This is a genomic window from Weizmannia acidilactici, assembly GCF_008974225.1.
GTDB lineage: Bacteria > Bacillota > Bacilli > Bacillales > Bacillaceae_C > Weizmannia > Weizmannia acidilactici.
Genome location: NZ_BKZR01000063.1, coordinates 1 through 14,205, shown reverse-complemented (window position 1 = coordinate 14,205; position 14,205 = coordinate 1). Strand labels below are relative to the sequence as shown.

General features: G+C 43.1%; 8 protein-coding genes and 1 CRISPR repeat array. Of the genes, 1 reads left to right on the top strand and 7 read right to left on the bottom strand.

What is annotated here, in order from left to right; translation table 11 throughout:
- Positions 1-5,516: direct repeats of the CRISPR family, unit length 32 nt; unit sequence ATTTCAATCCACGCCCCCAAGTAGGGAGCGAC.
- A 169-nt stretch (positions 5,517-5,685) separates the two neighbouring features.
- Genes cas2 through cas5c form a run of 6 tightly spaced genes read right to left on the bottom strand, consistent with a single transcriptional unit; the run spans position 5,686 to position 11,149 of the window.
- Positions 5,686-5,976 carry a CRISPR-associated endonuclease Cas2 gene (cas2, locus tag GBH70_RS15625; RefSeq protein ID WP_151681896.1) on the bottom strand — a complete coding sequence of 97 codons (291 nt, stop codon included), beginning with the start codon at positions 5,974-5,976 and terminating at the stop codon, positions 5,686-5,688.
- A gap of 11 nt (positions 5,977-5,987) precedes the next feature.
- Positions 5,988-7,019, bottom strand: coding sequence for a type I-C CRISPR-associated endonuclease Cas1c (gene cas1c / locus GBH70_RS15620; RefSeq protein ID WP_151681895.1), 1,032 nt, complete (start codon positions 7,017-7,019; stop codon positions 5,988-5,990).
- A complete protein-coding gene (cas4, locus tag GBH70_RS15615) occupies positions 7,016-7,672 on the bottom strand; it encodes a CRISPR-associated protein Cas4 (RefSeq protein ID WP_151681894.1) in 657 nt (218 codons plus the stop codon). Before cas4 ends, cas1c begins: the two co-directional genes overlap by 4 nt.
- A complete protein-coding gene (gene cas7c, locus GBH70_RS15610) occupies positions 7,662-8,522 on the bottom strand; it encodes a type I-C CRISPR-associated protein Cas7/Csd2 (protein ID WP_151681893.1) in 861 nt (286 codons plus the stop codon). Before cas7c ends, cas4 begins: the two co-directional genes overlap by 11 nt.
- Before the next feature lie 18 nt (positions 8,523-8,540).
- Positions 8,541-10,430 (bottom strand): type I-C CRISPR-associated protein Cas8c/Csd1, encoded by a 1,890-nt coding sequence (cas8c, locus tag GBH70_RS15605; RefSeq protein ID WP_151681892.1) that lies wholly within the window; start codon positions 10,428-10,430, stop codon positions 8,541-8,543.
- Complete coding sequence (gene cas5c / locus GBH70_RS15600) at positions 10,427-11,149, bottom strand: type I-C CRISPR-associated protein Cas5c (protein WP_151681891.1); 723 nt, start codon at positions 11,147-11,149, stop codon at positions 10,427-10,429. The genes cas8c and cas5c overlap by 4 nt, the downstream gene beginning before the upstream one ends.
- Positions 11,150-11,396: 247 nt before the next feature.
- On the opposite strand from cas5c, the gene GBH70_RS17875 reads away from it, so the two are divergent.
- Entirely contained in the window at positions 11,397-11,513 is a 117-nt protein-coding gene (locus tag GBH70_RS17875) for a helix-turn-helix domain-containing protein (protein WP_151681890.1), read from the top strand.
- Between the two features lie 246 nt (positions 11,514-11,759).
- Here the strand turns inward: GBH70_RS17875 and cas3 are convergent, their stop codons facing one another.
- Positions 11,760-14,198 carry a CRISPR-associated helicase Cas3' gene (gene cas3 / locus GBH70_RS15590; RefSeq protein ID WP_151681897.1) on the bottom strand — a complete coding sequence of 813 codons (2,439 nt, stop codon included), beginning with the start codon at positions 14,196-14,198 and terminating at the stop codon, positions 11,760-11,762.
- Positions 14,199-14,205 lie beyond the last annotated feature (7 nt).

Here is a 14,205-nt window from a genome sequence, read left to right as displayed (position 1 = left end):
ATTTCAATCCACGCCCCCAAGTAGGGAGCGACACGATAAGTTACAGGAGCGCATAGCGGCTGGTAAAATTTCAATCCACGCCCCCAAGTAGGGAGCGACATGAGGCGGGCATTATGTTTAATGCTCGCGACTGATTTCAATCCACGCCCCCAAGTAGGGAGCGACGCGATATGTTTTCAAAAGTTAAATCTTTTAGTTCATTTCAATCCACGCCCCCAAGTAGGGAGCGACACGGCGTTGCAGGCGGTCTTCGGTATCGTCGAGGATTTCAATCCACGCCCCCAAGTAGGGAGCGACGACCCAAATACGCCGATTCCGAGTAATAACCGTTATTTCAATCCACGCCCCCAAGTAGGGAGCGACAAACCCGCTTATGCCGTAATTAGCGTTGGCAAAGATTTCAATCCACGCCCCCAAGTAGGGAGCGACAAAGCCCAATGATACGGTGACAGTGACGGTGATATTTCAATCCACGCCCCCAAGTAGGGAGCGACAGCAATATCCATGAGGTTTGCCCACCTAGTCCGATTTCAATCCACGCCCCCAAGTAGGGAGCGACTACACTTTCGACTTGAAGTCGGACCGTTTATGGAATTTCAATCCACGCCCCCAAGTAGGGAGCGACTTGAGATTCTTTTTCGCACTTTTCGTTGCATCGTCATTTCAATCCACGCCCCCAAGTAGGGAGCGACGTTATCGACATTGATGACTGGAACGACGCGGACATTTCAATCCACGCCCCCAAGTAGGGAGCGACGCGCACGATTTGGCGGTCGTTATATTTCGTTAAAATTTCAATCCACGCCCCCAAGTAGGGAGCGACGCGGAATCAGCGACGCGAAGTGCTACCCGTTATGATTTCAATCCACGCCCCCAAGTAGGGAGCGACGCGGAATCAGCGACGCGAAGTGCTACCCGTTATGATTTCAATCCACGCCCCCAAGTAGGGAGCGACGTCGTACCGAATAGCCATTGCGGAGTTTCGGACATCTATTTCAATCCACGCCCCCAAGTAGGGAGCGACTTGTTCGAGTAACAATGCGTGACGCCGACAGAACTATTTCAATCCACGCCCCCAAGTAGGGAGCGACAGGATTAATGAGCATAAGCGAGGTGATACGACGTATTTCAATCCACGCCCCCAAGTAGGGAGCGACCGTTCTTGATCAGCTACATACGATAATAACGATAGATTTCAATCCACGCCCCCAAGTAGGGAGCGACAGAAGATAGTGCCCAAGCCAAAGAAATTGAGGGATTTCAATCCACGCCCCCAAGTAGGGAGCGACTTTACGTGGGGAGGCGCCCACTGCTAGCATTGAGCATTTCAATCCACGCCCCCAAGTAGGGAGCGACGAGGAATTAAAAAAAGTTGAACAGTCTGCCAGTATTTCAATCCACGCCCCCAAGTAGGGAGCGACGCTTCGCTATTTGATTAACAATAATTTTTCTGGATTTCAATCCACGCCCCCAAGTAGGGAGCGACGGGTGGAAGGTTACACATGTATCCACTAGGTATATTTCAATCCACGCCCCCAAGTAGGGAGCGACAACGGATGTAGAACTTACAGATGAAAGTGTAAAAATTTCAATCCACGCCCCCAAGTAGGGAGCGACGATGGAAGCGTACGAGGAATTAAAAAAATACGAGATTTCAATCCACGCCCCCAAGTAGGGAGCGACTACTGTACCGGAAGAGTTGCATAAATGGTTTAAAATTTCAATCCACGCCCCCAAGTAGGGAGCGACCGGAAAGGCGGAAAATGCAGTTTGCAGATATAAAATTTCAATCCACGCCCCCAAGTAGGGAGCGACATTTCATGTATTTCCTACGTATGCCGGCTATCGGATTTCAATCCACGCCCCCAAGTAGGGAGCGACAGAAACCGGAGAGATCAAAAATTTTGAACATATTATTTCAATCCACGCCCCCAAGTAGGGAGCGACTGCTGATTTTAAGCGGTTTATGATGCGCTTAAAGCATTTCAATCCACGCCCCCAAGTAGGGAGCGACGCTGCATATGTATCCGCCAGGCATGAATATATACCGATTTCAATCCACGCCCCCAAGTAGGGAGCGACGACGCGTAAGACCCTGCTAGTGTAGGCGTAACGATTTCAATCCACGCCCCCAAGTAGGGAGCGACGTCACATAGCCATTCAAATTAAAAGTAGCACCTATTTCAATCCACGCCCCCAAGTAGGGAGCGACTTCTTCGAAAAAAAACTTTTTTTAGGTTTAATCGATTTCAATCCACGCCCCCAAGTAGGGAGCGACTCTCCCCAATCCAAAACCTTATTAGCTTGGTAAGATTTCAATCCACGCCCCCAAGTAGGGAGCGACCCGCGCGTTGGCCATGAATGGTCTGTCTACGAGATTTCAATCCACGCCCCCAAGTAGGGAGCGACGCAGAAAAACTGGTCTTTGAGGGAAGTTGAAAAACATTTCAATCCACGCCCCCAAGTAGGGAGCGACATGCCGGTTATCGGGAGTATGTAGATGGCTATATGATTTCAATCCACGCCCCCAAGTAGGGAGCGACCCAAAAGATGGATAATATCGTCGGGAGTGTTTACATTTCAATCCACGCCCCCAAGTAGGGAGCGACACCGCCAAACACGCAAACACGCAAAAAAATGTTATTTCAATCCACGCCCCCAAGTAGGGAGCGACACCGCCAAACACGCAAACACGCAAAAAAATGTTATTTCAATCCACGCCCCCAAGTAGGGAGCGACCTGACCAAAACCATCTGATTACTGCTTATAATCAGATTTCAATCCACGCCCCCAAGTAGGGAGCGACTGACCCAAATACGCCGATTCCGAGTAATAACCGTTATTTCAATCCACGCCCCCAAGTAGGGAGCGACATCATCGATCGCGTAACTGTCCATAATCGAATATATTTCAATCCACGCCCCCAAGTAGGGAGCGACTACACTTTCGACTTGAAGTCGGACCGTTTATGGAATTTCAATCCACGCCCCCAAGTAGGGAGCGACATCGAGTCGGCAATATTGGCGCACATAGCTTGCGATTTCAATCCACGCCCCCAAGTAGGGAGCGACGAAAGACGACCCAACACCGGGCGCTATTACTTGATTTCAATCCACGCCCCCAAGTAGGGAGCGACAAGAGACCAAAAGTATGAAATAGCTCAGCTAAAAATTTCAATCCACGCCCCCAAGTAGGGAGCGACGAACCCTTTACAATCTGAAGAATTGTTGGCATGGATTTCAATCCACGCCCCCAAGTAGGGAGCGACGCGTCGTTTTTAGTCTGCTAAACTACGTAACTTTTTATTTCAATCCACGCCCCCAAGTAGGGAGCGACGGGCCGTTGCACAAAGGATTTTGAACCTTGCAATATTTCAATCCACGCCCCCAAGTAGGGAGCGACGGCTTTATCTTTGCAGCAACGTCCTGGTGTAAATATTTCAATCCACGCCCCCAAGTAGGGAGCGACCGTTCTTGATCAGCTACATACGATAATAACGATAGATTTCAATCCACGCCCCCAAGTAGGGAGCGACAGAAGATAGTGCCCAAGCCAAAGAAATTGAGGGATTTCAATCCACGCCCCCAAGTAGGGAGCGACAAAATTCCGGGAATTTGTTTTTTATGCCATTGATATTTCAATCCACGCCCCCAAGTAGGGAGCGACGATGGGCTGTTGATGTTTAATCGGTATCTCGATATTTCAATCCACGCCCCCAAGTAGGGAGCGACGAACCTTGCAGAGCAGTTTTTAATTGGACAAACTATTTCAATCCACGCCCCCAAGTAGGGAGCGACCTAAAAGCGGCAACGGAGAAGAAAGTCAGGAGTATTTCAATCCACGCCCCCAAGTAGGGAGCGACCTAAAAGCGGCAACGGAGAAGAAAGTCAGGAGTATTTCAATCCACGCCCCCAAGTAGGGAGCGACAAAGGAAGATATAGAAAAATTGTGTGTTCTGTTTATTTCAATCCACGCCCCCAAGTAGGGAGCGACACTTCGGCCCGTTGTTGTCGCCGAAAGACCAAGCATTTCAATCCACGCCCCCAAGTAGGGAGCGACATAAATTCCCGGCCCTGGCGTTTGTCTATGAAAGATTTCAATCCACGCCCCCAAGTAGGGAGCGACAGTCATCAGCGAGAACAGCCAAACATTTCGGACAAAATTTCAATCCACGCCCCCAAGTAGGGAGCGACGGAAGAGCATTGGCTTTCGTGGGGTCCACGGTTGATTTCAATCCACGCCCCCAAGTAGGGAGCGACAAAGGACATGAGTTGAAGTTGAGCATAAAGCAGGATTTCAATCCACGCCCCCAAGTAGGGAGCGACAAGCTGCGCGGGTAAACGCAAATCTTACAATAAGAATTTCAATCCACGCCCCCAAGTAGGGAGCGACTAACCGGCTTCAGAAGAAAGTGCTATTTATTCAAATTTCAATCCACGCCCCCAAGTAGGGAGCGACTTATGTGACCGAATCCGAGTTTTACAAACTCCGAATTTCAATCCACGCCCCCAAGTAGGGAGCGACCGGAGGTCAAATAAATGGATTTAGCTAAACTCTTATTTCAATCCACGCCCCCAAGTAGGGAGCGACTGAAATCAATTTGCTCCACATGGACATGATACAGATTTCAATCCACGCCCCCAAGTAGGGAGCGACCGTGTATATCAAGCCGAATCTAGCAAACAACTTTGATTTCAATCCACGCCCCCAAGTAGGGAGCGACTTTTTTGTTGTGGTGATAAGATGGAATCAAAAAAATTTCAATCCACGCCCCCAAGTAGGGAGCGACGGTCGAGGACGACATCAAGGCAGCATTGCGAGGATTTCAATCCACGCCCCCAAGTAGGGAGCGACACTTTGGATATATAGATTAGGTTGATTTCCTTTTATTTCAATCCACGCCCCCAAGTAGGGAGCGACGTTTTTCGGGGCATTGGATGGGGGTATTTTACGCATTTCAATCCACGCCCCCAAGTAGGGAGCGACTTTTACGGCCCCGAGCGCTTGTCCGCCAAATTTTAATTTCAATCCACGCCCCCAAGTAGGGAGCGACATGGCTATTTTTATGTTTACCGGATTTATAACGTCATTTCAATCCACGCCCCCAAGTAGGGAGCGACGCTAGCGGCATTAAATTATGCTAAACACCGGTATATTTCAATCCACGCCCCCAAGTAGGGAGCGACATGAGGCGGGCATTATGTTTAATGCTCGCGATTGATTTCAATCCACGCCCCCAAGTAGGGAGCGACATGAGGCGGGCATTATGTTTAATGCTCGCGATTGATTTCAATCCACGCCCCCAAGTAGGGAGCGACGAGTCTCCCCATTGATAGACTCCATCAGATACACATTTCAATCCACGCCCCCAAGTAGGGAGCGACATAACAAAAAAGCCCGATATTTGATACCGGACCGATTTCAATCCACGCCCCCAAGTAGGGAGCGACTTTTCGAGGACAAAAAAAAGAATCTTCTGGGCGCATTTCAATCCACGCCCCCAAGTAGGGAGCGACGGCGAATTTTAGACAAAATAACCAAAATTATTGCTTTAAATCAGTTAAAATTCACTATTCCCTTTGCAAAAGCAAAGAACGTTATCCTGATTTAACCATAATCTTGAAATTATTGGTTAATAAATTGGTGCGAAGCTGCTCGGTAATAAATGTGCGCTATACCTTCGCACTAGAATATCAAGGGGCCCTCTAAATCCAAAGATGGTTTTGCACCAACGTGGGATACTTTATTTTTGTAGTTGTTACCCAGCTGATAAAACCTTAGACTATCTTCTTTAGGATCAATGATATTTGCTAGTTCGATCTTTAAAGAAGCAAATTGCGTTGCGTCCACAAAACATTCAAACACTGAATTTTGCACACGTTGCCCATAATTTTGGCAAATCTTCGCTACTTTTCTTAATCTTTTTTGTCCTGCACCCGTCAAAGTACTAACATCATAAGTGATCACAACAAGCAATACAATTTCACCTACTTCCACAGAAAAGGCGGATACTCGTCCAAATCCCCTCTTAAATAGCGTGCCAACAATAGCGCTTGCGCATGGGGTACCAATCCCCATGAAATCTTCTCTCCTAGAAATGGATGAGTAATCTTTTCCTGTTTTTTATTTTGCCAGGCTTTCAGAAATTTTGTCCGTGCTTCGTTTGTCATAATAACTGTCCCATTTTCTTTTTTTATAAAATCATCTTTGTTGAGCACCTTCATATTAATCATGGAAAGAACAAAACGATCCGCATACACTCCTCTCAATTCTTCCATTAAATCTAAAGCCAGGGATATCCGTCCCGGCCGGTCACGGTGCATAAATCCCACGTACGCATCAAGACCGACACCTTCCAGAGCAGATGCCACATCATTCGCAAGCAAAGTATAAGCAAAAGACAACATGGCATTCACATTATCCAGTGGAGGCCGTCGTGAACGGGAATGAAAGAAAAAATCTTCTTTTTGCTGCAAAATCATCTGATTAAATAATTTATTGTAATTGATTGCCGCTTGGCCTTCCAATCCCCTTAACTCTTCTAAACTCTCACACACTCTAACTTGTTTAATTATTGATGATAGGTATTGAGATACTTCTTTAAATTGGGCTACATCAATACGCAAAGGATAATCCCTCGTCATTCTTTCGAGCATCCACTTGTGGTTATATACTTTTCCGACTATAAAATTACGGGCAATTCGAACAGAAGCTTTTTCATCATCAGACAGCCGATATTGTTTTTTTCTTAAAACAACATTACCTCTGCTTTTGCCGATTACTCTTGCCAAAAAGCGTCCATTCATCGTAAAAAATATTAAGGAAATATTCCTTTCCGCACAGTAGCCCATCAAAGCAGGGCTTGCACCAGTATAACCAAAAGCAGCGACTGCTTCAAGATTATGCAAGGGTAGCCTCCCCAATTGTTCCTTATCTTTCGAAAGTACAATATTATCACCGTCCAAAGACAGATAAACATCTGGCTGCGTAATAAATAATGTATTCAAAAGTTTTTTCATTCAAATATCTTCCCTTCTATATAACTTTTTACAGATCGTTTGCGCATGATATTCGGCAAACATAAATTTTGAAGGGAACATTGATTGCAGAAAGAGCCTGTTTTTACTTTTGGTGTATGTCGGCGCTGATAATAATCCTGCATTTCAGCTGCTATTTTTCTCACCTTATTTTTTTCTTTCTCGGAAATCGGCACCTTAATCCGATGCTTGATTTCATTGTAAAATATATAGCCTTTGTCGATTTCGCATACCAGCATTTCTTCCAGGCACATCGCCTGTGCAGCCAGTTGCAAAATATCGGAATCGTTCTTTTTTGGTTTGCCGCGCTTATATTCCACCGGATAAGGAATGTACTTGCCTTCATTTCCAAAGATTTCTACACCATTATCATTTTTTACAAACTCGACGACATCACATATTCCAGTGAATTTTAATTCATTTGACTTAATCGACATGGCACGGACAATCAGTTTATCCCCGCGTTTTTCCCGGATAAAGGGGCTATCCGTTTTACGATGGATATTTTGCCCCTCAACTGTCCTAACATTTTCCTCCCAGGATTGTTCAATGTGAATGAGCGCCCACTGCCGTTTACAAAACTGAAAATGCTGGATGCCCGACAACATAAGGTAATTGTCTTCTTCAAATTCCATCGATTACTTCAACCTTTAAACCTTCTAATTCGTTTAAAGTAATCGAGTAATCATTGATAGACTTAGGATTATCGGCAATCGGTGTGACTTCTAACAATCGATGCACTTTTGCGGATGAATACTGGCCGAGCTTTGAATTATGTTCCCACCAGTAAACTTTGTGGACTTCCATGCTTCCCTCCGGACGTGCCGAAGAAGCGTCGTTTTCAAATAAGGTTACTAATGCTTGTTTAATTTTTTCTGCATCTTCACTTGTAAAGCCTGTTTTTTCCGCTAACTGGGTGTTAATACTGCCGTAAAATACATACACGCCAAAGTCTACGCGGTGTTTCATCCCCATCGTGTCGGATCCCCTGTCTTTACCAGGTTCCGAATTCACGCTTTTTGTGATTTGCATACTCGTAATATCGATCGGTGACACACTTGTGGCAGTATGGATCGAAACAGGTCCCCTTATTCCGACAGATACACCCTTATTTCCTGAACCTTTAAATGCAAAAACCTGGCCAAAACTGCGGACATCGATCCATTCTTTACATGCAATTGCGGCAAAAGCTTCACTGGATCCATCTTTAGATTTTAAAATATTATTTAGTTCCGGGTTGGCTTCTGCTCTTTCTCTTAAACTGTTATAAGCATCTGTTTTTCTATCATTAGATTGGACAAAAATTGCTTCACCCATATCCTGGAGACGATTTCGTATTTTGCGTTTCAGAGCAACATCGGAAATTTCTCCATAACCATCATAGTTTTGGCGCGGGCGATTCCCATTTAACGGATCACCATTTGGATTTGCTTTTGTAATGGACAAAACGACTGCAAAATCAATTTTATGATCTAACGTTGGCATTTTTATATTCCCCCTCAATTAATTTTGTTCTTCAGCTGATTCAGAAGCATCGTTTCCTTTTTTCTGATACAAATCATAGCGCTGACTGTAAAAACCCAGCAAATACTTGCCAGATAAAGGCCTATCATTAAAATCCTCGAATTTAAGTTTGGATGCCACTTCATCGATTAATCTCGAATAATATATTCCTCTTTTTCCAAGCCTGACTTGATAAGGCTGCAAACTTGCCTGAATCGTGTTCCAGGTACGTTCCGGATGCTGTGCAAAAGCGTTCATATAGCGGATGGCATTGGTCGCACGGTTTTCACTGGAATCAAGAGCATTTCTTTCCAGTACATCGGCAATCGCAAGCAATCTTCCAAATAAATAGTCCCGATTATTATTTTCTTTATCTAGTGCCAAATTATATCCCTCCTCTTTATTAATTAAAGCGCATGCAATACTTAATGTTTTTTCCCAATCCCATTTTTCCATTGCAACCGGGTTGGAAGCACGGTGAAATGCACTTCTGACGATATCAGTTGGAATTTTCCTTCCTTCAACAATGCACGGGAGCATCCTTTCCATTAAACCCTTTACGATTTTGTCGCTTGCATTTGGGCCGTATGCAGCAAATGCAATGTCTTTCGTTGCAGGCGCACCGAAAAATGAAATTGGTTGATTGTTTTCATTCTTTCGATAGCGATGAAACCATACGCAAGTTGTATGCCATTTAACCAGATTTTCAAAATAGATTTCCTTGTCTAAATTCCGATAATAAAGAACGGCTAATCTGCCGGTTGTTGCCGAGTCTAAAACCAAAATATTAATATTGGATTCAGTTAAAAGGTTATTTTTATAACCGTCCAGTGCTTTTGAAAACTCTCTGGCAAATTCCTGATTTGTAAAACTAACCTTCTTTTCTTCTCCAAGCGCAAAAGGATCCAGGCTGGTTATATCATACGAATCTTCTGTAAATGACGGCACTTCATTCCCGCCGTTTTCCCAGACCAGAAAAACTCTATTATCAATAATTTTACCTTGCCTGTTAATCAGCCACTTTAGCGCATTGTGTGCTTTTTGCGAGGCTTCGTAACTAATGCTCGCTGCTTGCCTGCTTTCTGTAAATCTTCCTCTATACGTAAAACCGCTCGAATCATTGGCAGAAATCAGCTTTGCTTTATCCCCTGAATTCCTTATTTTATTGGCATGCCTTTCAGTAATCGGCAATAATTCACCCGTGACATAACAAAGATCCTGATCTTTTAAATAGCGGTTATAATATTTTATAAATGAATCGTACATCTCAGGGTCTTTCCAAATTTTTGTTAAAATTTTTTCCGGCGAATAAACTGTAAATCTTACGAAAGCACTGTCTATACTACCAGTAACAGTAGAATATAAAGGGGGCTTATTCCCGTATTTGCTGTCCCACTTTTCAATTAAAAGCCCTTTTTCATCCAAAAACAAAATTCCAGCTTCAACAAGATCATGAATTAACCGTTTCTTTTTCAAATAAATATAAATACTTTTTAATTTCGCGTTTCCATACTCCGAATTCGCCCATTCGCCCAGTTGGTAAATATAATAAGAAAAAGGCTCTTCCTTCTTGATTTTCCCCCCATATGCAACAAAGTCTCCAGCAACATAACTGAGTTTATCATGCAACGGGTAAGGGGCTATTTTTGTACCCGAACGGCTGGATGATTCTTCGGTACATGGAATTAATGTAATGGCATCGTTTTTATCAATCACCCGGGCTGAGTGGAAGTCGCCAGTTTCAGTCACTTCCACTTCTATATGGGCGGTTTGCGTAGTATGGGAGATTGGAAGTAATGTGAATTCCTGACCGTTTCTTTTCTTTTCAATTTTCCCCACTTGATCCACATTCGCTTGATACGTATCATATAAATTCAATAACCAACTCATCTGCTCCCCCCCTCCTTCTCTAATTGTTCAAGAAGTTTATCTGCAGGCTCAACGTTGTTTTCATTAAAAATCTTCATGTCCATTTCAGAAATTTTTCGCACAAGCTTACATTCGTCAGGGCGGATGAAATGGATGACACCATTTTTCATGACCGGGTTCCATAACCGGACTTCCATTTCTTTACTGCCAGTTTCATCCGGATAATTGATGCCGTGTACCATCGTCCCTAAATACACTTCATCAACATGATCGTAATAGCCCCCACCTTCTCCGAATACGCAAGGTTCCACATAAGCCTGGCATTCACGGGCACCTAAAAAGATATCCCTCCTGCCGCCGGCTTTTAGGGAACGCTTAAGAATATTATGATGCTTGTTCTCGTTGCGGTCGAACGCCAAATCCGGCCTGTGTGGGTTAAAGATGAAATGTGCACGTACCTGATAACGAACATCTCTTAAGTAAGTATAATTCGCCAGCGTATTCCCCCCGCCGTATTCGATCGGCCGGACGCCTTTCGACTCCATCCGAATCGGATTCATGACACGCAAGTCATCGACAATCATAAGCAATGTGGGTTTCCAGTAAATAGACTCGACTATTCCCTTTAATGCCTGGTATGTAGGTACCTGATAGCTGAGCTTTTCCCCACCCATTTTTGTCAGTGGATCGGTGAACAGCGCATATTTCCCATACACTTCAAACTCAATGGAATTTCTCATTTTCCCCCTCCTCTCAGTTTTTATATCTTTTTGACAATTACATCATACTACTTAAAAACAGAATCTTCAATATAATATATAATATTAGCTTTTATCATTCCTTTTTAATGTTATAATGGGTTTGTCGCTAAATGGGTATCATAGTTTCATGGACACCTTTTTAGTTAAATAAAAGATAGAAGGGAGGTGTATCGATATAGATAACGTTAACGAAAAGCCAAAAAAACCATAATGCCGCTTTTAAGGAATGGTGGTTCAACTCTATCAAACTGGAACCCCAGTAAAACAGATCTGCAGTAAATATGGCCTTCCAGAAGCTACAGTCTACAAGTGGATAAGCTTTTACGTGTCCTTAATTTTGTAAACCCATAAAGCGCGGATTGAAAAATATAGTATATGATATGAAAGGGGCAGTCCCAAAAGCCTTTAAAAACAGGGAGAATTCGATGATCGTTAATTTCTGTGACTCCTGCGGGAATGCGAGCCAAGCGAGGCCCCTCGTGCTGAGGTACGGGCGGGGAGGCTCGCGACGCGTGCGAAAAAGAAGCAAATTTCACGATCATCAAAAACGAGCACCCCTTTTGCCCAGTTTATTTTGGGACTGCCCCTTTCAAAATGCCAGAAAACCCAATTGGCTGTCGTTTGCAATATTTAAACCAAATTCCTCGTCGTAAGCGCCTTCTTTTAAAGCTAAGATTTTGCCGTCAAACAAACTTACGATCCCCCCATTTTTCTCCAAATCCTTTAGTTCTTGGCTGTAAAGGTTAATCGTGAATTGTTGGGCTTTTTTCATAAGTTTACCAAGATCTTCAATAGTAGCATTGCTGGTTAAGCTGGTTAATTCCGCAATTACGTCTTTTCCTTCGTGAAAAGGCACAATAACAGAAGTTGTTTTATCATCAATGACGTGGAAATTTTCCGCCGCTGTATAAAAACTGCTACTTAAAAACAAAGGAAATTTCTTTTTCTTATTTTTGTAATAAGCAACAGCATAGCTGTAATGATTGGGATCCTTTGTCAACATCTCCATCATATTTTTTTCAAGACTTGGGATAAAGTAATCTAAGTCTGAATCAAACTCCCTATAAAACTCTTTAAAATATTTCTCCATTGCTTTTGTTGAAAGGATATTTCCATCATAACAACCCGGGTCATTTTTTAAGTCGGTTAAAATCTTCTGGGATATATCTTTTCCTTTCTTAATTTCCGGCAGTCGGTCCAAATTTTCTTCTTTGTGGTCTATCACATAAACATAACCCATTTTCTTTTCCCCGTGGCGGTTGCATCGGCCCGCTGCCTGCGCAATCGAGTCCAACCCCGCCAAAGAGCGGATCACGCAATCAAAACTTACATCCACTCCTGCTTCTATTAGCTGCGTACTTACACAAATGATTTTTTCTCCGTTTCCAAGGCAAGTTCGTATATTTTTTAATATTTGATTACGATGAGCCGCACACATAGATGTGCTCAGATGGAAAATCTTGGTTTCATTCCCACTTGCTTTTAACTGCTCATATAGTTTTTTTACAACGCCCTTCGTATTCAGAATGACTAATACACTGGAAGTTTTTTGAATTTTTCCTTTAATAAAACCAGTGAGTTTTTCCGTGTTGAAGGTTTCGTCTGTTGCCCTGTCAATGATCTCAACTCTTTTGAACGCTTCAATTACCTTGTCCAAATTACGAACAATCTCCACATCCGGTTTTAACTGCAATTTATGTTCAACAAAATCCAGCGCTGGCTGGGTTGCAGTGCATAAAAGGATGCTGGAGTGACAATATGTTTTTAAAAAATTCAGTGCTTCATTAAACAAAGACACACAAGATACAGGAACTTTCTGTACTTCGTCAAAAATCAAAACTGCTTCGCTCATGTTGTGAAGCCGTCTAATATTTCTGCTGCCTTTCGCATAAAAAACATTTAAAAATTGAACCATCGTTGTAAAAATGACAGGAACTTCCCAATTGTCCTTAGCGAGTTTTAACCTCTGCTTTACACTCATAATTCCATCCTGTAACTCATCGTTTTCATCTGAGTCTTCCACCACATTGGAATGGTGCTCTAAAATATTGACTTCATCCTGTAAAATTTTTCGTACTTCTCCTGCATTTTGTTCAATGATGGTTGTATAAGGCACTACATAAATAATGCGTTTTTTACCGTAAAGTTTAGCGTGTTTAAGAGCATACCGCAAACTGGCTAACGTTTTGCCGCCCCCGGTTGGAATAGACAGTGTATAAATACCGGAAGGCTTATCTGCAAACACATCACACTGTTCTGACATCTCGGATCTTAGTAAATTGATAGAAGTTTTAGCAGTTGGTTTTTTCTGAAATTCCTTTATAACAGAAATTAACCTCTCATAATACAGGCTAAATAATTCTTTAATATTATCAGTCTTACCATGCGGCATGTTTTCCTCAAATAACCTTGTATTCGTCCGATCCGCATCAATTAAAGCGCTGAAAATATATTTAGTTAAAAACATCAGTTTATGGGCAAGAGGTTTCGATGGATCTTGAATAATAAACTGTTTCAATTCTTCTTCAGCCTGGTTGACGTAATTCATAAAACTTGATTGGTCCATCACTCTTTCAAAGAAATTGGCTTTGGCCGTTTCAAATTCTTCTATTTTTTTATTTTGGACCCGATTTAAATACTTTAGTTCCAGTTCCGGACTGATGAAATCCTGAAGATAAGAGTGATGGGAAATAATTGCATTGCCCACAATTTCAGCCAATAATGCTTTATAAGGGTTAGCTTTTGCCGAAGGATGAAACATTTCAAATAAAAGCTTCCCTCCAGCAGTAGAATGATCCACACTCCCTCTTTTTGGAGGCAAATCCGGATGGTTTACCGCTTCCAAAATATAGTTGCGGAATGCGCCAGTGTATTTCCCAAGATCATGAAGCAATGCGGCAAGCCCGGTTATATGTTTCACCCCGATTTTTTCACCATAAGTTTCAGCTAATTCTTTCGCATCCAATAGATGCTCCTTAACTGTCTGAATTTTTCGGTCACTTCTCCGAATATGCGCAATGTATTCCATGATACCC

Coding starts and splice junctions, on each gene's coding strand:
- GBH70_RS17875 (WP_151681890.1), top strand. CDS start 11,397: ATGGTGGTTCAACTCTATCAAACTGGAACCCCAGTAAAACAGATCTGC.
- cas7c (WP_151681893.1), bottom strand. CDS start 8,522: ATGCCAACGTTAGATCATAAAATTGATTTTGCAGTCGTTTTGTCCATT.
- cas4 (WP_151681894.1), bottom strand. CDS start 7,672: ATGGAATTTGAAGAAGACAATTACCTTATGTTGTCGGGCATCCAGCAT.
- cas5c (WP_151681891.1), bottom strand. CDS start 11,149: ATGAGAAATTCCATTGAGTTTGAAGTGTATGGGAAATATGCGCTGTTC.
- cas1c (WP_151681895.1), bottom strand. CDS start 7,019: ATGAAAAAACTTTTGAATACATTATTTATTACGCAGCCAGATGTTTAT.
- cas3 (WP_151681897.1), bottom strand. CDS start 14,198: ATGGAATACATTGCGCATATTCGGAGAAGTGACCGAAAAATTCAGACA.
- cas8c (WP_151681892.1), bottom strand. CDS start 10,430: ATGAGTTGGTTATTGAATTTATATGATACGTATCAAGCGAATGTGGAT.